Genomic DNA, 23,987 nt, shown 5'->3' with positions numbered 1-23,987 from the left:
TCCACTACTCTTCCTTATATAACTAAAGCATTAGTTTATTCCTTAATGCGCTGTACTTAGTTTATTAATCAAGGACTTGATTCCTTCCCTTTTGAATTATTAAAAGACTGAAAACATGGCTGGATTTAAAAAACTTATTTTTATACAAATTATCTCTTGGTTATTGTGTGTTGCAGCAGGAAGCTACTTCATATCTATAAGCTTTGATACTGCGGTAAGTGATGCACAAAAAAGTGCGCAAACTACTGTTACTAAGTATATTAATGACCTTTCTTTAGACGATATTTCTGCTCAAAATTTAAAACAATCAATTGCAGATGGTAAAACGTTTTCAAGCTTCACTCTAAGAGATTACCAAGGGGCTGAAATATTTAGTATTAACCCCCCTACTCAATTACCAATGTTTGCTGATTTTGTACTCTCTAACTTTAACTCAGTGCGTCCTCAATTTGCTGTAAATGACGCCTCAGATATAAAAGTTGAATTTGTACTTAACATTGAGCATTTAGCGTCGCAGCTACAAACGTCCCTTTTTATTGTTATTTTGATTTCTGCCATTTTAGTTATTATTCCAATAATTCTAATGAAATCTATTTTTTACCACTTAAATAAAAACATAAGTACAACAGTTGCTGACATTATCGATATTTATATCAATCAAAACCAAGTTGATAATGATTTAGAAACAGCACTAGATGGCACTCGATTGAAAAAAATGGGAAAAGATTTAGTACCTAGCTTTAATCGATTATCACATTTCTTAAAAAACAAAAACGAAGACATACAAAGCGCTGCTATGACTATTAAGCATGAAGCGTACAAAGATGTAATTACCTCGCTTGGTAATCGTAATATGTTTGTTGAGTACTACGAAAAAAATATTGAAAACACTGAGCAAAGTACATTTGGCTCTTTAGCTATGGTTCGTTGTAGCGAACTACAAGCTATAAACCAAAGCCGTGGTTATCAAAAAGGTGATGAGTACGTAAAAGGCGTTGCCGATATTATTAAGCACATAAGCGGCACTTACACTGGCAGCCAAATATTTAGATTAAACAGCTCTGACTTTGCTGTCGTACTACCCCACATTCCTTTAAAAGAAGCTGAGCGCTTTGGTGAAAACCTGCAATCGCGCTTCACGCAGTACCAACAAAACCAAGAGTTAAGCTCGGTAGCTAATACGGGTATTGTAGGATACGAAAAAGGTAAGCCGTTAGGCGAATTGCTTTCTGTTGTTGATAACGCAATGAGTATGGCGCAATCAAAACAAGTAAACGCATGGCACGTACAACGCGAAACCGATTTAGTTAATAACGTAAGTGCGGGTTTTGGTAATCAAAACTGGCGTAAGGTTATTAAAGAAGTTATTGAATCTAAGCGTGTGCATTTGGTAATGCAAAACATTATGCCGCTTGGTAAAAGCATAAAAGCCTACGCTGAAGTACAAGTTCGATTTAAAACAGAAGACAATCAAGTACTGCCTACCGCTTCTTTTTTAGCGATGGCCGAAAAGCTTGATATGGCAATAGAAATTGATCGCCTGATCATAGACTCTTCTCTTGAAAAGGTTAAAAGCCGTAATTTATCTGAAAAGTTTTTTGGTTTAAACGTGACAGCTTCTAGTGCACACAACGATCAGTTTGTAATTTGGCTAGAGCGCCGATTATTGAAAGATACGCATATTGCATCTAAACTAGTATTTGAAGTAAGCGAGTTTGGTTTACAGCAAAACATCAAGGCTAGTAAGCGCTTTATCGACATGGTTCACCGTGTTGGCGCACGCGTTACAGTTGAACGTTTTGGTGTTGGCTTAACTTCGTTTAAGTTTTTCCGAGATTTAAAACCTGACTTTATTAAAATGGACGCAAGTTATACTCGCGGCCTTGAAGACGATAAAAACAATCAGTACTTTATGCGCTTAATGGTCGATTTAGCCCACCGCATTGGTGTTAGTGTATTTGCTGAGGGCGTTGAGAGCCAAGAAGAAAAGCACATTATAGAAACGTTGTGTTTAGATGGCGTTCAAGGTTATTACATAGAAAAACCTAAAGACATATAGTCTATTGGAGGCATCATGAAAAGAGTAATTACCTTTATTATACTTTTTATTATGCCTTTGAGTTTGTACGCAAACGCCCCGCAAAAAGTATTAGTTTTTAGCACTCATAACTATCCTCCATTTTCATTTGTTGATGAACACGATAATGCCGCTGGCCCCTTTGTTGATATACTTACCTTAGCGTGTAAACGCCTCAATTATAAATGTGAGTTTGTCAGCGTACCAAATCGTCGCTCTAAGCTCATGTTAAAAAACCTGCAAGCTCAAGGAAACTTTCCTATGGGCTGGAATCTTGACCGTGACGAATGGCTTTATTTTTCGATCCCGCTTATGAAGATGCAATATGCCTTTTTTCAACCTGAGGGTGCAAAAAAAACCATCAAAAGCCTCAATGATCTACAAAAAATGCAAATTGCTGTTTTTGGCCCTTCAAATGCATCTTTTCAACTAGTTAAAATACAGCAACAAATGATTAAAGACGGATTGAGGGAATTTGATATTGTTTTACTCACCGATGCCAATGGCACGGGTGTAAAAATGATAGAAAACAATCGTATAGATGGGTACTTTGCCAATACTTTACAAGCACGCGCTAGGCTAAAACAATTTAACTTACATCATGTTAATTTGGCCTTTTTACAAAGCGAATCCCCCTATTTTATTGGTTTTAATAAAATTCAATTATCTCCTGAACAAATTGCCCTATTTAATAAAGCACTATTAGATTTATACCAAGAACACGATCAATTTAAAGATATTTTAAAGCCATATAATATCGATCCTATTCTAATTACACCTGAAATCTTAAGTCGCTTTAATATCATTACTGATTGAGTCGTTTATTTGCTTCTCATGTGTTGTTAATCGATAAAGAAAAAAGGATAATACCCACGTTTATTATAGCGTGAGGCACACATGACAGAATATGTCTTGTTATTGATTGGAACCGTTCTGGTTAATAACTTTGTATTAGTACAATTTTTAGGCTTATGTCCGTTTATGGGCGTATCAGGTAAGCTTGATACGGCGATTGGTATGTCTTTGGCAACCACGTTTGTGCTTACCCTTGCCTCTGTAACTAGCTATTTAGTTAATCAATATATTTTAATCCCTCTGGATATCGCCTTTTTACGCACCATGAGCTTTATTTTAGTGATTGCCGTTGTAGTGCAATTTACCGAAATGGTTGTGCGTAAAACAAGCCCTACTCTATATCGTTTATTAGGCATATTTTTACCGCTGATCACCACTAACTGTGCGGTATTAGGTGTGGCTTTATTAAATATCAAAGAAGATCATTCGTTTTTACAATCTGCAGTGTATGGTTTTGGTGCTGCGGTTGGTTTTTCTTTAGTGCTTGTATTATTTGCAGCACTACGAGAACGTTTAGCAGCTGCTGACGTTCCTACGCCTTTTAAAGGCGCCTCTATTGCAATGATCACTGCAGGCTTAATGTCGATGGCGTTTATGGGTTTTACTGGATTAGTGAAGTTTTAATATGACCTTGTTTTATGCCTTGATAGCGATTGGTTCGCTAGCACTCATTTTTGGACTTATTTTAGGGTTTGCAGCAATTCGCTTTCGCGTTGAAGGTAACCCTATTGTTGAGCAAATTGATACTATTTTGCCGCAAACTCAATGCGGACAATGTGGCTACCCGGGTTGTCGCCCTTACGCCGAAGCCATAGCCAATGGCGATGAAATAAATAAATGCCCACCGGGCGGCGAATCAACCATGAAAAAGCTTGCCGGCTTAATGGGTGTTGATGAAAAACCACTTGCCGGTGGCGAGCAAGCAGAACCTATAAAAACAGTGGCTTATATTCGCGAAGATGAATGTATTGGCTGTACCAAATGTATTCAAGCCTGCCCGGTTGACGCCATTTTGGGCGCAACTCGTCAAATGCACACTGTATTAATTGATGAATGTACTGGCTGTGATTTATGTGTTGAGCCTTGCCCTGTAGATTGCATTGATATGCTACCTGTAGCCGAAACTAAACAAAACTGGAAATGGCAGCTAGATGCTATTCCTGTTACACAAATAGATTAGAGGTTTGAGTGGACAAGTTACTTGAACAAATAAAAAAAGGCACCGTGTGGGCATTTCCTGGCGGCATACACCCACCACAACAAAAATCACTCTCTAATAGTGCGAGTATCACTCGCCTACCGTTGCCCGACAAACTCATTGTTGCGCTTAAGCAACACATAGGCGCAAACGGTAAGTTACTTGTAGAAAAAGGCCAACACGTCTTAAAAGGCCAACCACTTACAGCGCCTGCTGCTAACTGGTCGGTACCTGTGCATGCTCCAAGCTCTGGTGTGGTTACTGATATTGCACCTATGCCATCAGCACATCCATCGGCCCTACCTGAACTAAGTGTTATTATTGAACCAGACGGCAAAGACGAATGGGTAGCTCTAAATAAAAATAAAAATCCTGCTGAGCTTAGTCATGATGAGCTGATAAATATTATTCACCAAGCCGGTATTAGCGGTATGGGTGGTGCTGGTTTTCCTACTTATGTAAAAGCAGATACCAAGCAACCTATCGAATTTTTGATTGTAAATGCTGTTGAGTGCGAACCTTATATTACTGCCGATGACGTTTTAATGCGCGAACACGCTAAAGAAGTTATCCAAGGCATTGAAATAATGCAGCAACTTTTAAACCCAACACTGTGCATTGTGGGTGTAGAAGATAACAAGCCTGAAGCTATTGCAGCAATGAAGCAAGCAGCTGAGCATAACTCAAAAATTATTATTCAAACGGTGCCAACTATTTATCCATCTGGCGGTGAAAAGCAATTAATTAAATTACTTACTAACCGTGAAGTTCCTAGCATTGGTATTCCTGCCGATATTGGTATTTTAGTGCATAACACCGGGACTTTGTTTGCCGTACAACAAGCCGTTTATGAAGGTAAACCACTCATTGAACGTATAGTTACGGTAACAGGTAACACTATTCATAAGCCTGGGAATGTATGGGCACTACTTGGCACTGAAATAAAGCATTTACTTGATTGCCAAGGTTTCTCACCTGTACCGCAGCAAAGTGTTGTAATGGGCGGCCCAATGATGGGCTTTACGCTACCCACAGTGCGTATTGGCATAGTTAAAACAACTAACTGTATTTTAGCGCCTGATCATAAAGAGCTAGCGGAGCCCGGCCCTGAAAAAGCCTGTATACGTTGTAGCGCTTGTGCTGATGCCTGCCCTGCGTCTTTATTACCACAGCAATTGCAGTGGTTTGCTAAATCAAAAGAGTACGACAAACTACAAGAGCATAATTTATTTGACTGTATTGAGTGTGGTGCTTGTGCATATGTGTGCCCAAGCGAAATCCCTCTTGTACAGTACTACCGTATAGCCAAAGTTGAAATTAAAGAACAACAAGCGGATAAAATTAAAGCCGACAGAGCAAAAGAGCGTTTTGATGCACGAAAAGAGCGTTTAGATCGCGAGCAAGAAGAACGTCAAAACCGCCACAAACGTAAACCTGCCGCTAAATCTGCTGACGAAAAGCAAAAAGTAGCAGAGGCACTAGCCCGCGTTAAAAATAAATCAGATAACGGCGATGAAAAATCAGCTGTTGCAGCTGCTATTGCACGCGCTAAAGCTAAAAAGCTAGGCGATCAATCTGCTGAATTAGAACCTGACAACAGCGAAGTAGCAAAAGAGCGCGCACTACGTAAAGAACAAGCGCGTAAATATAAAGAGCAAAAATCTCAAACAGATGAATCGGCCGATACTGCGCCCGTTGATGATAAAAAATCAGCAGTCGCTGCAGCCATTGCTCGCGCTAAAGCTAAAAAAGCAGCACAAGCATTAGATAACGCTGAACAAGCAGCAAGTGAAGAGCCACAAAACGTGGCCCCTGTTGATGATAAAAAGTCAGCGGTAGCTGCGGCCATTGCTCGAGCTAAAGCTAAAAAAGCAGCACAAGCATTAGATAACGCTGAACAAGCAGCAAGTGAAGAGCCACAAAACGATGCCCCTGTTGATGACAAAAAAGCAGCGATAGCGGCAGCTATTGCGCGTGCAAAAGCTAAAAAAGCAGCTAAAGCACTTGAAGATACCGAGCAAACCGTGAGTGAAGAGCCACAAAACGATGCCCCTGTTGATGATAAAAAGTCAGCGGTAGCGGCGGCCATTGCTCGTGCTAAAGCCAAAAAGGCAGCACAAGCATTAGATAACGCTGAACAAACAGTAAGTGAAGAGCCACAAACTGATGCCCCTGTTGATGACAAAAAAGCAGCGGTAGCGGCGGCCATTGCTCGTGCAAAAGCTAAAAAAGCGGCTAAAGCATTAGATGGCGCTGAGCAAACCGTGAGTGAAGAGCCACAAAGCGATATGCCTGCTGATGATAAAAAAGCAGCCGTAGCGGCGGCCATTGCTCGCGCAAAAGCTAAAAAAGCAGCTAAAGCATTAGAAGAAACCGAGCAAACCGTGAGTGAAGAACCACAACGCGCGGCACCCGTTGATGATAAAAAAGCAGCGGTAGCTGCGGCCATTGCGCGCGCAAAAGCTAAAAAAGCGGCACAAGCATTAGAAGAAGCCGAACAAACTCAAGAGCCACAAATTGATAGTGCTGCACTAAAGGGTGCAAACAATAATACCGATGACTCATCCAATTCTACTGAAGCAGATAAACCTAAATCAGCCGACGATAAGAAAAAAGCCGCCGTGGCCGCAGCAATTGCGAGAGCAAAAGCTAAAAAGTTACAAAAAGAAGGAAATAATCAGTCATGAAATTAACCATGGCCAGTTCGCCGCATAATCACAGCCATAAATCGTTAACGCGATTAATGCTTAGCGTTATTGCTGCGTGTATTCCTGGGCTAATTGCTCAAGTTTTCTTTTTTGGAACCGGTGTACTTATTCAACTGGTGCTCGCGCTTGTTGCTGTAAGCGTATTTGAAGCTGCAATAATGCTAATACGAAAGCGCCCTGTTTGGCCTGCATTAAGTGATGGCAGTGCGTGGCTTACTGCCGTGTTATTGGCACTGAGTATTCCACCACTTGCCCCTTGGTGGATAATCGTTATTGGCTGTTTATTTTCTATTGTTATAGTTAAACAGCTTTATGGCGGCCTTGGGTTTAACTTATTCAATCCAGCAATGGCGGCTTATGTACTGCTTTTAGTTTCGTTTCCGGTACAAATGACCGCATGGTTGCCTGTTACCGATTTAATAAATACGCCAATAGGCTTTGCTGATCAGCTAAGGCTAATATTCACCGATTTTACGGCCTCTGGGTTTAGCCTTGATCAAGTACGTGCAGGGGTTGATGGCCTAACAATGGCAACACCGCTGGATACTGTTAAAACAGACATAGCACACGGTTTAACCGTTACCGAAAGCATGCAAAAGCCATTATTTAACGAATGGGCTGGCCTTGGCTGGGTGTGGGTTAACTTAGGCTTTTTGGTGGGTGGTTTATACTTATTAAAAGCAAAAATAATTAACTGGCATATTCCTGTAAGTTTTATCGCAAGTTTAGCTGTATGTAGTGCTATTGGTTATATCGCATCACCTGGTACAGAGCCGGGCACCCTATTTCACTTATTAAGTGGTGCCACTATGATGGGGGCCTTTTTTATAGCAACCGATCCGGTATCTGCAGCAACAACTAACAAAGGGCGCTTAATTTATGGCGCGCTAATTGGCTTACTAATTTATTTAATTCGTACCTTTGGTGGTTTTCCTGATGCCATCGCATTTAGCGTATTATTGATTAATATTGCAGTGCCGCTAATAGACTACTACACACAGCCACGTACTTATGGCCATGGAGCAGTAAAATGATCATTTCGTCAATGGCTAAAAATGGTGCTATTTTAACTGCGTTTGCGTTAGCAACAACGGGCTTAGTTGCCTCTATCAACGCGCTTACTGCCGATAAAATTGCAGAGCAAGAACAACTGCAACTTACTGCGCAGCTACAAGAAGTGCTCGACCCAAAATCGTACGACAATCAATTATCACAAGATTGCGTAATTATTACTGACGAAAAACTAGGCCCACACGCAAACCAAGTAATTTACCGTGCTCGTAAAAACAATAAACCAGTCGCTGTTGTTATTAGGCATGTTACGCCAAACGGCTACAGTGGCGATATTAACTTATTAACAGCTGTATTGAGCGATGGCACTATTGCTGGCGTTCGTACGACTAAACACGAAGAAACCCCTGGTTTAGGCGACAAAGTAGAAGTTAAAAAATCACTTTGGATCACAACATTTAAAAGCTTAACGGTTGAAGGCGAAGAAGACGCTCGCTGGGCTGTAAAAAAAGATGGCGGCCAGTTTGATCAATTTACAGGCGCGACCATAACGCCACGTGCTGTTGTGGGCTCTGTTAAAAATGCCGTATTGTTCGCACAAACTAATTTTGATGATATTTTTGCAGCACCTAATGCCGAATGTATGGAGGTAGCTAAATGAGTGAGTTAAAAACATTATACAAAGAAGGTGTATGGGTAAATAACCCTGCCCTTGTGCAGCTTTTAGGTTTATGTCCACTGCTTGCCGTTACCTCAACTGTAACAAATGCCTTAGGTTTAGGCTTAGCAACTTTACTCGTACTAATAGGCTCAAATGTGACCGTATCAATTGTGCGTAACTGGGTGCCAAAAGATATTCGTATACCTGTATTTGTCATGATCATCGCAGGCTTTGTAACAATAGTTCAATTACTCATGAACGCTTATACCTTTGGTTTATATCAATCATTAGGGATTTTTATCCCGTTGATTGTAACTAACTGCGCCATTATTGGCCGCGCCGAAGCATACGCCTCTAAAAACTCTGTTCATTTATCAGCATTTGACGGCTTAATGATGGGCTTAGGCTTTATGGCTGTACTGTTAGTATTAGGTACTATGCGCGAACTAATCGGCCAAGGTACGCTGTTTGACGGTGCCGACTTATTACTTGGCCCATGGGCACAGAGCTTGCGCATAGAAGTATTTAACTTTGATAACCAATTTTTACTCGCAATTTTACCACCGGGTGCCTTTTTAGGCCTTGGGTTACTTATTGCCGCTAAAAACGTAATTGACGCACAAATAAAATCAAAACAAATTGCACCGCCAGAGGCAGAAAAAGGCCCTCGCGCACGCGTTACTAGCTTAACTTAAGGGGAAAGCGCACTAACTTAGTAAATAGTTAATGCGTTTTAAGTTGCATGAATAAAGAAAAACGTCACCAAATACTATCGCGCCTGCGCGACGATAATCCACACCCAGTTACAGAGCTTGAATATTCAAGCCCATTTGAACTGCTGGTTGCCGTTACGCTCTCAGCGCAAGCAACCGATGTAGGCGTTAATAAAGCCACTCGAAAGTTGTTCCCTGTTGCTAACACACCCCAAGCCATTTTAGATATAGGCCACGATACACTGCGTGATTATATAAAAACCATTGGCTTATTTAATTCCAAAGCTGCCAACGTGTACAAAATGTGCCAAATTTTGGTGGATGAACACAACAGCATCGTGCCAGAAAATCGTGAAGCGTTAGAGGCTCTACCAGGCGTTGGCAGAAAAACAGCTAACGTTGTACTCAATACAGCCTTTGGCTGGCCTGTAATAGCCGTGGATACACATATATTTCGTGTTTCTAACCGTACTAAGCTTGCCATGGGTAAAGATGTTGTAGCCGTTGAACAAAAACTTGAAAAAGTAGTGCCTACTGAATTTAAAGTAGACGTACACCATTGGCTAATACTGCACGGACGTTATACCTGCGTAGCCCGTAAGCCAAAGTGCGGCAGCTGTATTATTGAAGACTTGTGTGAGTTTAAAGATAAAGTCGAGTAAGGCTCATTTATTACAAACACTACTAAATACCTGCAATTTATAAGTATCTAATAGTGTTTGTTACTGAAAATAGTTTGGCTAGTGAATCCTTAATAATGAGAAAACCTAAAGTAAACCTTTGGTTTAAAATCATTCTGATTAAAGCTCCCCCTCAGTTTGTAGTTTAAAAATATATGCTTAAGACTTGGTAGTTGCATTATAGGTCCAAAGTCTATACTTTCTATATTACAAACGTCCAAAAAAATTAAATTATCTAACCTTTCCAATCCACTTAATGACTCTATATTTGTGCCACCCAAGCTTAGAATTTTCAAACTTTTGAGTGAAGATAGTGATGTGACGCTAATTACATTATTATTAGATAAATCTAGATTCGTTATTGCAGTGTGATTTTTTAAAACTGAAATATCAATTATTGCATTATTGGATAAATTTAGATTCATTATTGCAGTGTGATTTTTTAAAACTGAAATATCAATTATTGCATTATTGGATAAATCTAGATTCGTTATTGCTATGTGATTTTTTAAAACTGAAATATCAATTATTGTATTACAAGATAAATACAGTTTTGTTATTGCTGTGTGATTACTTAAAACTGAAATATCTGTTATTGCATTATTGGATAAATTTAACTCAGTGATTGCAGTGTTATTACTTAAAACTGAAATATCTGTTATTGCATTATTGGATAAATTTAACTCAGTGATTGCAGTGTTATTATTTAAAACTGAAATATCGGCTATTGCATTATTAGATAAATTTAATTTTTTTAATGAATGCATTTTTTCTAAAAATAGAATTTTAGATATCCCTGTTTTATATAAATTAAGCTCAATTAGATTAACTAACTTTGCAATCGGAGTTGTATCAAAATCAGGTAATTCACAGTTGTAAAACGTTAAGGTAGTTAACTTATTTAAGCTAGAAAACACATCAAGACTTTCAATAAATAAAGAAGTGAGACATAACTCCTTTAAATTGGTTAAATGAGATAATACCTGCATCTCATTTATATCAATACCTTCTAATCTAAGGGTTTCTAGGTTAGTTAAGTTTGCTATATTAGAAAAGCCTTCTACATCGGTATATGAAATATTTAATTTTTTTAAACCAACTAATTCCGACAAACTTGGCATATCGAAATTAATTACGTTTATCAAGTTTATACTTTCAAGTCTTTGGAATTTACCTACCTGTGTAAAGTTTATATAGTTACTACCAGTTAAATCTAACTCAGTTACTTCATTTTCGTTAAGCTGGTTTAATGGTGCTAGTCCTTGAGATAGCTTCCATTGGCGTTCATTACCTAATAAATCATCTTGATTAATCCCTTTCTCAATTAAATCTTCTTTTTGAACTAAAAAAGATAACATTCCCCTAATATTTTGATCATATTTATGTATACCATCAGCAATAATAGCTTCAGCTAAATTAGACTCTATCGCTACTTCACTATCCATTTTTTTAATATCTGCACTCAACTTCTGAATATAAGAAGCTCTATCATCCTTAAAGTACTCCTTCAAGTGAATATAAGCATCAGGAGTTGCCATTTTAATTAAGGCTAGAGCACAATAATGGTCTTTAACTATCGACCTTCCACCATTCGGACGAGCAAGATATGGAATTGCAATACTTCCAGCAGATACTAGGGCATCTCTGACTTTTGCTGTCGGTGGAGGAACAACTTTTTTGATCACTTCTTGCAATTTAGTAGAAAATCGAGGAGTAATCTCTCTCATATTTTCTTTGCAAGTTAACACCAATAAATAGAGTGATGTTGCAGCATTTAGGTTTTTAATTGACTCGAATTCATTGGCTTTAGAAAGTAGTTCTGTTAAATACTTTTCATTCTCTGATTTTGATGTTCGTAGACCTATCGCTAATTGTATTACTCCATTCCAGTAATCATTTCCCGCATTTTTAGATAAGCAATCAGTATCGTTCTCTGCAATTATGTACTTTGCAGTGTAAAACTCTTGAAATGTGCGATGTGTAAATTGAATTTCATTCAAACCTACCTGAACTAATAGCCCACTCCGCTCAAGAAAAAACAAAAGTAATTCATCAGAAGATATTTTTCCCCGCAGTTCCGGCATATCAGTACTTTTTGATCTTAATCTTCGCTTCAGATCATTTGGGGATATTGAAGTTTGACCGTTATTAGTCATCCAAAAAGCGATATCTGAAAGGAACGACTCCTTATTTCTAAGATCTAGTAAGGCAAATGTGTCAGCTTCGATGATCTTCTTTTCTCTATCCCTGCTATCGAGAAACAATCTACAAGTTGACTCATACAAGTCAGTTCTGTCTTTTGGTAAATAACCATTACGGTCATGATGAAGCATGCATAAAACACCACATAAAAGCGGATTTTGTGCTAAATTTCTTAACACTTTCTGTTGTCGTAACTTTTCTAAAAGGCTACTTGCCTGTTGGTTTAAGGCTGTTGGTTTAGTCTTATCATATTCTAATGCAATAGCATGGTGCCAATGTTCAACAAAATCGGACTGGGCTTTTCTATCCATAGTTTGTAATTGAATCACATTAAAGTCTAAGTGATCCAAAGACGTGTTCTCGTATGCAGATGGTCGCGAAGTTAATATAAACTGATTACCATCGTATCTTTCACAAAGGTTATTAATCCACTCAAGTACCTCTTGGCGTCTTTCTTTAGGCACCTCATCAAAGCCATCTATCATTATTATAGCTAGCTTATTTTCTAAAATCTGGCTAATCCACTCTCTATGTGAATTTTCTATTTCAATTCCTTCGGTCATAAAAGAGTACAAATCCAGTTCACTGGGTAAACTAGATTCATTCAAAAGTGATCTCAATTGAATTAACACTGGAACTTTTTTATTGAAATCAGCCTGCTCATTTTTAAATGCTCTACGGCCACATTGTACGGTTAACCACTGTAACAAGGTTGTTTTCCCCTGCCCTGCTTCTCCAAGTATAACTAGTCGTTTATAACTAGTAAGCGCTTCATTAGTTGACATTACCTTGTTATCGTCAGAATTATTAAAATCTGTTTCCGTTGTTAAAGATATATATGCAACACTTAATTGATATTTCCTTGTTCTCTTCCCGAAGTTAAGCCCAAATATTTTCAATTCATCAAATCGCCTCGCTATTGCTCTTCTGAATTCATCTTCAACCAGAGCTATCTCATCATATTGATTTGAGTTTTTTTCTTTCCAACGTCCTAGCTCTTCCCTAAGCTTTTCAAAAAGAACATCTTGATTACCTAATTGAGTATTTAAATTTTCTTCAGACCATGCCGGAAGCGCTTGGCTGCAATCTATAATAAGCTCACAATAGTCTTTCAGTATGCTATAGAAGGCATCTTTAATATTTTCATCAATATCAAAAACATCATCTTCAATAGTATGCATCTGTAAAGATCCATAAAGCGAATGAGGGTTATAATCGATTTTATCTAGCGATATATGTGTTGGAAAATATTTATTGAAAATCAAATTTAGTGAAGAAAAAACTTTTTCTTTTGATTTAAATTCAAGATTAGTATCAATTAATTTTTTGCTCAGCTCAACAAAATCATCTAGCAAGCTTTTAAAAGCGATCTCTCCTTGATTTCTTGCTCTTGCACCAAAAGAGGTCTTTAAGTGTTCCTCATATGAAACATTTTTAGGAGTTTCTAACCAAATACATGCTATTACAGAGACAATACACGGCGAGAGGGTCTCGTATAATAGTTCATCTATTAACCGGTTCTCTCTGTCTTTTCTATGTTCAACATCCAAATTTGTTACTTCTAAATTAATTTCTTCTTTATGAAGTTTGCTATTAAGTTCAACATTAACTTCAGTAAATATATTTGGGAGCTCTTCGTAACGTTCAAAAAATAATGGGTGTACATTCGATTTTAAATAGAGCGCTTTTATTTTTTCAGGTAGGTTTTGCCATTCGCATTTTCTGATAACAACAATTGAATACTCTAACCGGCTTGATTTTTTATTCTCTTCACAATATTGATACCACTCGATTACTCTTGGGTCTAACATCGAACACCCTACATATACAATCGGGCGATCCAACAAAGTAATCTTAAGTTTTGCATCAAGAAACGGATATTTATCTGCAAAATTTAAATAACTGTCTTCATCCAATGTCCAAGCTTCTATGTTGGAAACCCCACCATGAATTTTATATAAAGAGATAACATTACTTTGTTCAATTCCAAAATTACTTTCATGGGTAACAACATTAAATTTTTTGTCTTTCCTTTGTAAAGCAGACTCCAGCAATTGGTCATAATTAGTTGTAAAAATACTTTTCCATGGACTTTGGATTAGCTCTAAATGAGTGGTTGTGGGCTCATTGGATAAACTGGTAAAAATATTAGAAAGTACTTTATTGAGTCTTCCGTAACCATTAACTTCTGCAAAATGTTGTACCCACAAAGTAAAAGATCTATTTGCCGAGTCTAAAGAGTACGTAGGATCATCCGGTACAAAGTCGGTGAGCTTTTTAAGACTTTTGTCTTTTAATTTATCTATCAGTTGAGGAGTTGTTGGATAGCCAGCTGGAACTGATAGGCCAGCACCAATCCAAAGTATAGGCTGAAAAGCATGATCTTCTTGACCTTGCTCTAACATTTTAAGAAGTACTTCCCATTCCTCTGAATTTTTAAAACTATCGGTCATCACATTTCCATTGCTTTATTTTTATTAAATTAATTATACATCATTACGTTACAGAGGAAATAAAGTTGCACGATTTAAGAAACCAATGAAAAGTTGATTTAATATGTATTCTCTACACTGATGAAAACTGTACTAATTACATTTTTACTAGTCTACAACTTCTAAATATAAGTTGAATAAAACTTGAAAAAGTAATCCCAAAAGAATTTAAAATAAATGTTGATATTACACGGGCGCTATACCTGCGTAGCCCGTAAGCCAAAGTGCGGCAGCTGTATTATTGAAGACTTGTGTGAGTTTAAAGATAAAACTGAATAGCCTTAGCCCAAAACGCGGCATAAAGCCGCGTCTACAAACATAACACCAAAATATTTCTCTATTATCATCTTTCCCCAACTCACTGGGCATGTAAAACTAACAGGTAAAATTTTTCAAAGTATTAATTTCACAAGTCTCACTCCTTTAGTTATGCTATTGAGCATTATAAAATTTTATTGCGAAATCCCTATGCTACCTTTACTTCGTATCTTGATAATTGAGCAAGACCCAATCATCCTGCAAGAGCTTTGCGCTAACCTGTCAAAAACGATTCCTAATTTTGAGCGAGTTGATATTGATATCGATATTATTGAACGTCTCGATCTGAAGCAAGCACTGGAATGTGTAAAGGAAGATGGCGATATTCAAGCCGTGGTTCTCAGTTGGGATGTACACAATAAAGTGGGTGAACAAATTTATAGTCGCTTTATCGAAGACTTAAAGGCAATTCGTCTCGAGTTACCAGTTTATGTTATAGGCGACGATACTAAAGGACTGGAAATCATCAACGAATCGGAAGAAATCGAATCCTTCTTTTTTAAAGATGAGGTGATTTCTGACCCTGAAGCCATTTTAGGTTATATGATCAACGACTTCGATGATCGCTCAGAAACGCCATTTTGGACGGCGTATCGTCGTTATGTTGGCGAAGCGAATGACTCTTGGCATACACCTGGTCATAGCGGCGGTTCTAGCTTTAGAAACTCTCCTTATATAAACGATTTTTATCAGTTTTACGGTCGCAATGTATTTGTTGGCGATCTGTCAGTTTCGGTAGACTCACTAGGCTCATTGTCAGACAGCACTAATACCATTGGCCGTGCTCAAGAGTCAGCAGCAGCAACGTTTGAAGTTAAGCACACCTACTTTGTTACAAACGGTTCGTCTACCTCAAACAAAATCATCTTGCAGACACTACTTCGCAAGGGAGATAAAGTAATTGTCGACCGTAATTGCCATAAATCTGTGCACTATGGCATTTTGCAATCAGCTAGTTACCCCATTTATTTGGCGAGTATACTAAATCCAAAATACGGTATTTTCGCGCCACCGTCGTTGGCCGATATTAAGTTGGCAATTGAAAACAATACAGATGCTAAATTATTGGTGCTTACTGGTTGTACTTACGATGGCCTACTTAGCGATCTGAAACAAGTGGTAGATTACGCTCATCAACATGGTATTAAAGTGTTTATAGATGAAGCCTGGTTTGCATATTCTTTGTTTCATCCTAGCTTTCGTCATTATTCAGCCATACATGCTGGGGCTGACTACATTACCCATTCTGCCCATAAAGTGGTATCGGCATTTTCTCAGGCGTCTTATATTCATATTAACGACCCCGATTTTGATGCAGATTTCTTCCGCGATATTTACAGTATCTACGCGAGCACATCGCCTAAATATCAGCTTATTGCGTCTCTCGACGTATGCCAAAAGCAATTAGAGATGGAAGGTTATAAATTACTCAATGCGCTGCTAAATCATGTTGAAGAGTTTAAACAACAAATGGCGTCGCTCAAGCAAATTAAAGTGCTCGGTAAGGAAGATTTTATGAAAATATTCCCGCACTTTAGTGGCGATAACATGGGTCACGATCCGCTAAAAATCCTTATTGATATTAGTGAACTACCTTATTCATTAAAAGATATTCATAAATATCTACTGGATGAAATTGGGCTAGAGATAGAAAAATACACACACAGCACCATCTTGGTTTTACTCACGCTTGGCGGCACGCGCTCAAAAATAATTCGTTTGTACAATGCGTTGAAAAAGCTAGACAGCGGTAAGGTAAAACTATCGAAATCGACGCGCAGAGCTCGCTTACCCGAAAACTTACCTGCCATCGACTTGGCGTGTATTCCAAGCGATGCTTTTTATGGCGACCGCGAATCTGTGCCTATTAGCAAAAGTAACAACCGCATTTGTGCAGGTTTAGTTACTCCATATCCACCGGGCATTCCGCTTTTAGTCCCAGGCCAGCATATCACTAATGACCATATCGAATATTTACAAGAGTTGGCAAGCCAAGGACTGACGATACAAGGCAGTTTCGATGGTGAAATTTATGTTCTTAAGGGTAAGGTTAAAAAATAAAGGTATTGGTTAAATACTATCTCAATAATAATTGCTGGTGGCAGTGTCGCAAGACATTGCCGCAGTAACAGTATTTAAAAGTAAATACAAAGTGGGATAAATCATCCTTATAAATATTAACTAATTTTAGTTAAAAAAAAGCAAGCCAGGTGGCTTGCTTTTAGCGTCTTTAAATACACACACTTATAGACTCGATTTAACTATAACGTTTAAAATCTATAGCTTGCGCCAAATGTAATACGGCGGTCTGTAATACCTTGGAAACAAAGTAAAGCACCTTCGTTAACACAAGACTGGCTAACTTCTGATTCAGTTAAGTTTACAGCTTCAATACCGATATTTAGCTGATCGTTCACATCATAACTTATGCTGGCATTAAGCTGCCCTCTGTCTTCTTGAACAACAGGGAAACCCCATGGGAAGCTTGAGGTGCTACCAAAGTCAGTTGAACGGTACCCTTCGCGCCACGTGTAACGCGCTCGAGCAGATAGACCGTATTTCTCATAGTAAAATGTAATATTATATGCGTTTTCTGACAGATCAATGAGTGATTGCTTAGCACTTATGTCTGCATCCGGGTTACCGGTTGTTAATGCAAAAACAGCATTTGCACGACTCGTTGCAGTGTCAAATGATTCACCACCAGAAAATTCTTGATAGGTATAGTTAGCAACCACACCAAAACCTGATGCCCAACCTAGCTCTTTTTCAAAACTTGATAAGTCGTATTGAGCTGCAAGCTCAATACCTTGCTGTGTTGTTTCACCAGAATCATTAATAGTAGTTTGTGTTGGTACACATAACCCTACGCCAGCATCTGGGCCAAACACGTTTATGTCTGCAATTGGATTAAATATGCCGCCTCCTTCACACTCTGGACCATTTGTATCGCGAAAGCCTGTGCTTGGGTCTTCAAATGGGTCAACTTGCTGTGTAACGTGCAAATCGCTACGTGTTTTATGAAAGTACCCCACACTTAACAAAGCAGCGGGTGCAAAATACCAATCTGTGGATATATCGAAAGAGGTTACTTCTTCTGGTGCTAAGCCTGAATTACCAATTGAAACGGCACTATTAGGGCTGGTGCCAAACGTAACAGATGTAGATAGGTCATCAAAATCTGGGCGTCTAATATCTTTTGACCAACCTAAACGAACAATCACATCTTCACTTACATTCGCGGCTAAATTGAATCGAGGTAAAAAGAAATCGTAATCACCTTTAGACGTTAGCTGAGTAACCAGTTCGTTGCCACTTCCATCTTGAGTAACAGAGTTACCTAGCGATGTAACTTCAGTCTCTAAATAACGTAGGCCAAAGTTACCGCGAAACATGCCGTACTCAAAATTTGCTTGTGCATATAAGGCATGTGTTTCTTCTTCAATATCAAAAAACGCATTTACTTGAGACGTTGGTGAACTTATTGGACCACGATCAGAACCCGTTATTGCATTATTAGCTTCAATCGCTTGGTTTAGCGCTGCTAATACGGCTTGTGGATCAGAGGATGCAAGCTCTGGGTTAATAAGTAAGAAATCACGAATATAAAGTGCTCGCCCATCACCATCGTTAAAGTTATCTGGGCCCGCTGTTAATAATTGTGCAAATAAATCACCCGTTGGGCTATCAGCCATATTTCTTAAACCAACGTTAGAGCGAACTTGATCCGACACACTACTCGTTTTACTGTAGCGGTAACCAAAATCGACTGACGTTATTACATCATCTAAGTAATATGTAAAATCTGTACGAAACGCATCTTCTGTATTTTCTGACTCATCTTGCCCTTGGTTTACGTCACGTAGAACAACATTTGCAGGGGCGAGCAATTGAGCCATTGTTGGCGCGTTTGCCTCTCCCGTTGCAATCCCAAACGTAAGTGCATCACCTGTAAGATCATACTCAAAAGGAGTCCCGTTTTCATTTGACGAATTAGTAGCAACATTTGGATTTATAAAATTAAGCGTTGTATTAAAGCTTGGTGTAGTTGAATCAGAACGAGAGGTTGAGGCTTCAACACTTGCAAATAATCTATCGCCTTGCCATTCGCCCCCTATTCTAAATATTTTGCTCTTTGTGATGCGTGAATTAGTATCGCTAGAAAAACGCAAGTTAGGATCGCCACCACCGTCTTCAACCGGAATTACGCCTCTTACGGCCGCTTGTATACTGCCTAGGTTTTGTTCGTCCAGTGAACCAAAATTAACTGTTTCAAATTCACTCGGTATTGATACATTTCTAAGATCACTTAGACCAGATGCTTGTACTCTTGAGCTTTCTTGGCGGCGCTCTTGATCATTAACAACTGCATCAAAAAAGAATTTCATATTATCGTTTGGTGCATATTCAAATGTACCTGCGAAGTTTTTTGTCTCGTATTCGTAATTATCGTAATCTTGAATTAAAAATTGTACTGGTAGAAAATCAAACGATTGTGCACTTGCAGCACCACTATCAGCGGCTACCGAATTATCTCTATCTGCGCGAGGACGAAATGCGGTTACGTCTTGCTCACTGTAACTACCACTAAATACAACACCAAACTTACCGCCCGAATCAAGCTCCCAGTTATCACCCCAAGCACCTGATACCCTAGGGGTCACGCCATCTGTTGATAAGCTACTATCTTCACCTTGGACTCTAATTGAGCCTAGAGTTTCATTTAACTGTAACGGGCGAATTGTTTTAAGGTTTATTGTTGCGCCCACAGAGCCTTCGATTGTTTTTGCTTCTGGTGACTTAATTACTTCTACACCAGAGATAATTGCAGCTGATACATCTTCAAAACTAATGCCACTTCGCCCAGACCCTGAGCCAACTGTTGATACGCCGTTCACTTCTGTACGATTGGCATTGGTACCACGAATTTGAACGCCCGTACCTACCCCTGCTTCACGGGTAATTTGAATCCCTGTTACGTTTTCAAGTACTTCTGCGAGGTTTTGATCTGGTAGCTTACCAATATCTACAGCCTCGATAATTTCAACAAGGCTATCTGCTGAACGCTTTTGTGCAAGCGCATTTGTAAGCGATTGTCGAATACCTGAAACCTCGATAACCTCAAGATCGTCCGCAGCTTTTTTTGGAGCTTCTTGCGCCTGTGTAGACAAAGACATACCAAGTGCGGTTGCCGATATAACTGCCAGTGTAATTTTAGATAACTTGTGACTCATAGTTTTTTTCCTGTGTGTGTGAAATGCTATGTTTAACCAGCTACTTTATTGTTTTTATTAAAAGCCCTTTCTTATTACAAAGTCTTAACTTTATATTTACACCCACACCTACAAAGGTCAACCTTTTGGTAATGAATTTAGATCAAATATTATGCAATATGTTATTACCAAAATAGAAAAACCTAACTAAATTTCAAGTTAAAAGCAAAACTTACATTTTAAGTTGATGTTATTTATAGTTTTTAAATTCTATTAGAAATAGGGCTGTCAATAACAAAGGTTAGAATAGTTATCGTTTTAAAAATGAAATAATTTAGGCAGGAGAAACCGATGATGTTGGGCGTGCTGAATAAACAGCATTATTGGTTAACCAATTTAATTGTTTTTAGTCAAGTAGCGTAATTTAGGAGTGAGTTTTTTAAGTACTGTTTGTTGATGTTATCGAAAATATAAAATTGAAGAATTTGAGGATCAAAAAAGGCGGTAAAACCGCCTTTTTGATGTGATCTAATGTTTAACTATTATTACAGCTTGTAGCTTAAGCCTAAGAATAAACGTGGGCCGTAGTCATTCACTTCACCTAGGTTACCTTCAACAAAGAAGTCTTGTGATTTAGGTGCACTGAACAAGTTAATTGCTTCTGCTTTAACTCTAAAGTGCTCATCAATTTTGTATGATGCGCGCATTTCCCATACGCCTACGCCATCAACATAACGAAGTCGAGTACCATTTGTAGTATATGGTTGGAAATACTCACTACGATATTTGTAAATAACAGCAGTATCAAATCCACCAATTTGGTAGTATAGCTGACTGCTAAATACATGCTTTGAGAAACCAGGTACTGAAGCCGACTCAATAATACCGTCAGTTAACTGTGTAGTATTACCATCTACGTCAGTCTCAAACGTATCGCCGTATAAGCTATCTTGGAACTCAAAATCAGTGTCTGCATAGTTGTAACCAAATTTCATACCGATGCCATTATCCCAGCGGTAAGAAAATGAAGCTTCAAGACCTAATATTTCACTGTCTTCATCTGATGTAACAGAGTTAGTAATTGGTAATGAAACAGTTTCACCGGCAACAGTAAAATCTTCAATTACTGTTTGTTGTTGAAAACCACCGTTGAACTGTTTGTAGTATAAGCTTAACGCTAAGATTGAATCTTCGTTAGGGTACCATTCAAACGCAGCATCGTAGTTCCACGACATAAGCGGTTGAGTGTCCGGGTTACCAGAACCATTTACACCCACTAATAAATCGCTGATTGATGTTGCTGTACCTTCTGTATCTTCTTGGAATGTACGGCTGTAACCTAAATCAGATGGATCTGCGCGTGACATACCACGGTATATACCTGCACGGAATAAAATATCTTCACTGTAGTCAATAACTAGGTTAAAACTTGGTAAATACTTCGTGTAGTCACCACCGCTTTTTATTTTATCCAATGAACCATTATCAGATTCAACCAGAGAAAGTACACCGGTGTCGCTTGTTACTACGTCAAAGCTATTTCTAAAGCCAATCGAAGTTACTTCTGTGTCTACAATACGAAGACCAAAGTTACCGCGAATGAATTTACCAAACATTTCAGTATCGTAGTTAGCCATTAAGTACACTGATGTTGTTTTTTCTGTTACATCGATTGTACCTGCATTTTCATATTCAACTTCTGGGTAAGCAAACACACCATCAGCGTTAGAACCAGCTACAGCTTGTGAGAAACATACGTTGTCGTATGTAGCCCATGATGAACCTGTACCGCTATCTACAACGTTACCGTCACTATCAACATTTGTTACGATATCGCCATCAGATACACTTGATAAAAAGCCTGATTCAGGGAAATCGATTTGACAACCTTGTAATACGTCAAGCGCTTCAGTACCAGAGTCTAGTGTGTATTCATTTCGTGAACCGTTACCTTGGCTACCACCATACTGTAGGAAGGTCATTTCAGATGTTCTAATACCACCTTGAATACTGGTGAAAACATTGCCATCTAAGGTATAGTCAAAATCTAGTCGCGCTGAGATAACTTCGTTTTCACGAACATTTTCACGGTCAAGTCGTGTTCTTAGGCTATCTGTAAAGTTTGAAATATCTGTTACGTCAAAGTCTGTCAGTGTGAAATGAGGGATCTCATCGCCCATATCCCAAGAAAAGAAATTACGACCTGATGTTCTACCACGGTTAGATATTTGAAGTTCTTCGCGTTCTGTTTTTGAATACGCTAAATCTAAGTCAACAGTTAATCTATCGGTAACTGTATGTTCTATATTTATGCCGTAACCTTGGTAGTTTTCTTCACGAGAAAATTGCTCACCTGCAGATTCAATTCGCTCTTCGCCTTCCCAATGAAGGATACCGCCAACATCATTAGTAACAAGTGTTGGACCGGTTACGCCTGGTGTTGCACGTTTTTGTAAAAAGATTAAATCGTGGCGTGCTTCTTTTTGTGTTCTATCTGAAATTTGTGCATCAAAGTTAACATCCCAATCAGCTGAAGGTTGATATTGCAGTGCAAAAAACATTGCATCACGTTCATCTGATGTCTCGTTTTGGCGGTAACTACGGCTACTGCCAGTCCAAGCATAAGGAGTCCCATCACTTACTGCTTTACCTGTATCAGGATCAATTTTTGTATCGTAACCTTGATTTTTACTGCCGCTTACTTGATCTTCACAGTCACCTGCGCTGCTGCGATAAAAACCTTCGTTGGTATTATTAGGATCGTTTAAACACGCCCACAATGAAGAACCTGATGGGCTAGAGCTTCTGTATTCAGCTTCTGGTTGGCTGATATCTTGGCGCTGTACACCAAAAGACACACCAACGGCTTGGCCGTTATCAAATTCAAACTGGTCTACATAACTAAACGTGCCACGGTAACCCGCGTCACTTTGAAGTGAGTTATCTACATTACCTTCATCAGGGTTGTAGTTTAATTTAACTTCAGCTGATACACGTTGCTTGCCAAAATCAAGTGGAGTTATAGTTTCAAGTGCAATAACACCTGCAACACCACCTTCAATCATTGACGCATCTTGCGTTTTATAAATTGCTACTTTTTTTACAAGTTCAGACGGAAACTGCGAAAAGTTAACTGAGCGGTCACCACTACCATTAGTCGCTTCACGACCATTGATATGCGTTGCACTTAAAAATGGACCAAGACCACGAATAGTGATTTCTGTTGCACCACCGTTTTCACGGTGAGATGCAGCACCTGTAATTGATTCCAGTGCTTCACCGATAGACAGTGCTGGTAAATCACCAATATCTTCAGATGACAGGCCATCAACTACCGTTGTTGCTTCACGTTTAATTGCTATTTGGTCTTGAATCGTTCTACGTGTACCTGTAACACTAATTATTTCAACGTCTTCTTCAACTTCTGTCGCTTTTCCCTGATCTTCCTGTGCGCTTGCTGTAAATACGCAAGAACTTGCCATACCTGCGATGACCGCTGTTCTTACCCATTTTGCAACTGGGCGCATTGCAAACTGCCCTGTTGTAGAATTATTGTTATCTCGTGACTTCAACGACATTTGAATTCTCCGCTGGTTGTTGTTGTGTGATTTTAGTGTGTTAGCTTGTTATGCTTATGTATATTTTATGTGACCTTTGACGTTAATATACTTAAACGCAGCACGATGATCAACCAATTTGACGCTTTAATATTACCATAAGGTATACCAATTTTAACTTAGCGGCATTACCAGTAGGTCAGGCAGGTTTTTTACTAGAATATAAACCGCTCTAAACTAGTTTATAAATGGGTAATGTAGGTTGAGAAAAGTGTGGTGATTATTAATAAATAATAAAAAAG

The 23,987-nt window shown here is 38.7% G+C and carries 13 protein-coding genes and 1 pseudogene; 11 read left to right on the top strand and 3 right to left on the bottom strand.

Annotation, left to right across the window (positions count from 1 at the left end):
* Positions 1 to 115: 115 nt before the first annotated feature.
* From I6F50_RS17665 to nth, 9 genes are all read left to right on the top strand, one after another.
* Complete coding sequence (locus tag I6F50_RS17665; RefSeq protein ID WP_024592352.1) at positions 116 to 2,059, top strand: EAL domain-containing protein; 1,944 nt, start codon at positions 116 to 118, stop codon at positions 2,057 to 2,059.
* A gap of 15 nt (positions 2,060 to 2,074) precedes the next feature.
* Positions 2,075 to 2,893, top strand: a complete 819-nt coding sequence (locus tag I6F50_RS17660) for an ABC transporter substrate-binding protein (protein ID WP_197176893.1) — start codon at positions 2,075 to 2,077, stop codon at positions 2,891 to 2,893.
* Positions 2,894 to 2,974: 81 nt separating this feature from the next.
* Positions 2,975 to 3,556 carry an electron transport complex subunit RsxA gene (rsxA, locus tag I6F50_RS17655; protein WP_008172491.1) on the top strand — a complete coding sequence of 194 codons (582 nt, stop codon included), beginning with the start codon at positions 2,975 to 2,977 and terminating at the stop codon, positions 3,554 to 3,556.
* 1 nt (position 3,557) lies between these two features.
* On the top strand, positions 3,558 to 4,112 hold the full coding sequence (gene rsxB / locus I6F50_RS17650; RefSeq protein WP_007585357.1) for an electron transport complex subunit RsxB: 555 nt from the start codon (positions 3,558 to 3,560) through the stop codon (positions 4,110 to 4,112).
* An 8-nt stretch (positions 4,113 to 4,120) separates the two neighbouring features.
* On the top strand, positions 4,121 to 6,817 hold the full coding sequence (gene rsxC, locus I6F50_RS17645; RefSeq protein ID WP_197176892.1) for an electron transport complex subunit RsxC: 2,697 nt from the start codon (positions 4,121 to 4,123) through the stop codon (positions 6,815 to 6,817).
* Positions 6,814 to 7,872, top strand: coding sequence for an electron transport complex subunit RsxD (gene rsxD, locus I6F50_RS17640; RefSeq protein ID WP_002962268.1), 1,059 nt, complete (start codon positions 6,814 to 6,816; stop codon positions 7,870 to 7,872). The genes rsxC and rsxD overlap by 4 nt, the downstream gene beginning before the upstream one ends.
* Positions 7,869 to 8,510 (top strand): electron transport complex subunit RsxG, encoded by a 642-nt coding sequence (gene rsxG / locus I6F50_RS17635; RefSeq protein WP_002962266.1) that lies wholly within the window; start codon positions 7,869 to 7,871, stop codon positions 8,508 to 8,510. Before rsxD ends, rsxG begins: the two co-directional genes overlap by 4 nt.
* Positions 8,507 to 9,205 (top strand): electron transport complex subunit E, encoded by a 699-nt coding sequence (locus tag I6F50_RS17630; protein WP_197176891.1) that lies wholly within the window; start codon positions 8,507 to 8,509, stop codon positions 9,203 to 9,205. Before rsxG ends, I6F50_RS17630 begins: the two co-directional genes overlap by 4 nt.
* Before the next feature lie 47 nt (positions 9,206 to 9,252).
* The gene (gene nth / locus I6F50_RS17625; RefSeq protein ID WP_197176890.1) at positions 9,253 to 9,885 is read left to right on the top strand and encodes an endonuclease III; all 633 of its coding nucleotides are present in this window, start codon (positions 9,253 to 9,255) and stop codon (positions 9,883 to 9,885) included.
* 89 nt (positions 9,886 to 9,974) lie between these two features.
* Here nth and I6F50_RS17620 read toward each other — a convergent pair whose 3' ends face one another.
* Entirely contained in the window at positions 9,975 to 14,558 is a 4,584-nt protein-coding gene (locus I6F50_RS17620) for a leucine-rich repeat domain-containing protein (RefSeq protein ID WP_197176889.1), read from the bottom strand.
* A 179-nt stretch (positions 14,559 to 14,737) separates the two neighbouring features.
* On the opposite strand from I6F50_RS17620, the pseudogene I6F50_RS17615 reads away from it, so the two are divergent.
* Both I6F50_RS17615 and I6F50_RS17610 read left to right on the top strand, forming a co-directional pair.
* Positions 14,738 to 14,876 (top strand): annotated as a pseudogene (locus I6F50_RS17615) (endonuclease III); the annotation flags it as partial.
* 189 nt (positions 14,877 to 15,065) lie between these two features.
* Positions 15,066 to 16,976 (top strand): aminotransferase class I/II-fold pyridoxal phosphate-dependent enzyme, encoded by a 1,911-nt coding sequence (locus I6F50_RS17610; protein WP_197176887.1) that lies wholly within the window; start codon positions 15,066 to 15,068, stop codon positions 16,974 to 16,976.
* A gap of 209 nt (positions 16,977 to 17,185) precedes the next feature.
* Here I6F50_RS17610 and I6F50_RS17605 read toward each other — a convergent pair whose 3' ends face one another.
* Together I6F50_RS17605 and I6F50_RS17600 are read right to left on the bottom strand one after the other, a co-directional pair.
* Entirely contained in the window at positions 17,186 to 20,149 is a 2,964-nt protein-coding gene (locus I6F50_RS17605; RefSeq protein ID WP_197176885.1) for a TonB-dependent receptor, read from the bottom strand.
* A 524-nt stretch (positions 20,150 to 20,673) separates the two neighbouring features.
* Positions 20,674 to 23,706 (bottom strand): TonB-dependent receptor, encoded by a 3,033-nt coding sequence (locus I6F50_RS17600; protein ID WP_197120000.1) that lies wholly within the window; start codon positions 23,704 to 23,706, stop codon positions 20,674 to 20,676.
* Between the last annotated feature and the right edge of the window lie 281 nt (positions 23,707 to 23,987).

Source organism: Pseudoalteromonas sp. NZS127_1 (assembly GCF_015864295.1).
Classification (GTDB): Bacteria; Pseudomonadota; Gammaproteobacteria; order Enterobacterales; family Alteromonadaceae; genus Pseudoalteromonas; species Pseudoalteromonas arctica.
The sequence above is the reverse complement of the archived record's forward strand: the minus strand, read 5'-3'. Positions and strand labels throughout refer to the sequence as shown.

Coding starts and splice junctions, on each gene's coding strand:
- I6F50_RS17665 (WP_024592352.1), top strand. CDS start 116: ATGGCTGGATTTAAAAAACTTATTTTTATACAAATTATCTCTTGGTTA.
- I6F50_RS17605 (WP_197176885.1), bottom strand. CDS start 20,149: ATGAGTCACAAGTTATCTAAAATTACACTGGCAGTTATATCGGCAACC.
- I6F50_RS17660 (WP_197176893.1), top strand. CDS start 2,075: ATGAAAAGAGTAATTACCTTTATTATACTTTTTATTATGCCTTTGAGT.
- I6F50_RS17610 (WP_197176887.1), top strand. CDS start 15,066: ATGCTACCTTTACTTCGTATCTTGATAATTGAGCAAGACCCAATCATC.
- nth (WP_197176890.1), top strand. CDS start 9,253: ATGAATAAAGAAAAACGTCACCAAATACTATCGCGCCTGCGCGACGAT.
- I6F50_RS17630 (WP_197176891.1), top strand. CDS start 8,507: ATGAGTGAGTTAAAAACATTATACAAAGAAGGTGTATGGGTAAATAAC.
- rsxG (WP_002962266.1), top strand. CDS start 7,869: ATGATCATTTCGTCAATGGCTAAAAATGGTGCTATTTTAACTGCGTTT.
- rsxB (WP_007585357.1), top strand. CDS start 3,558: ATGACCTTGTTTTATGCCTTGATAGCGATTGGTTCGCTAGCACTCATT.
- I6F50_RS17600 (WP_197120000.1), bottom strand. CDS start 23,706: ATGTCGTTGAAGTCACGAGATAACAATAATTCTACAACAGGGCAGTTT.
- rsxD (WP_002962268.1), top strand. CDS start 6,814: ATGAAATTAACCATGGCCAGTTCGCCGCATAATCACAGCCATAAATCG.
- I6F50_RS17620 (WP_197176889.1), bottom strand. CDS start 14,558: ATGACCGATAGTTTTAAAAATTCAGAGGAATGGGAAGTACTTCTTAAA.
- rsxA (WP_008172491.1), top strand. CDS start 2,975: ATGACAGAATATGTCTTGTTATTGATTGGAACCGTTCTGGTTAATAAC.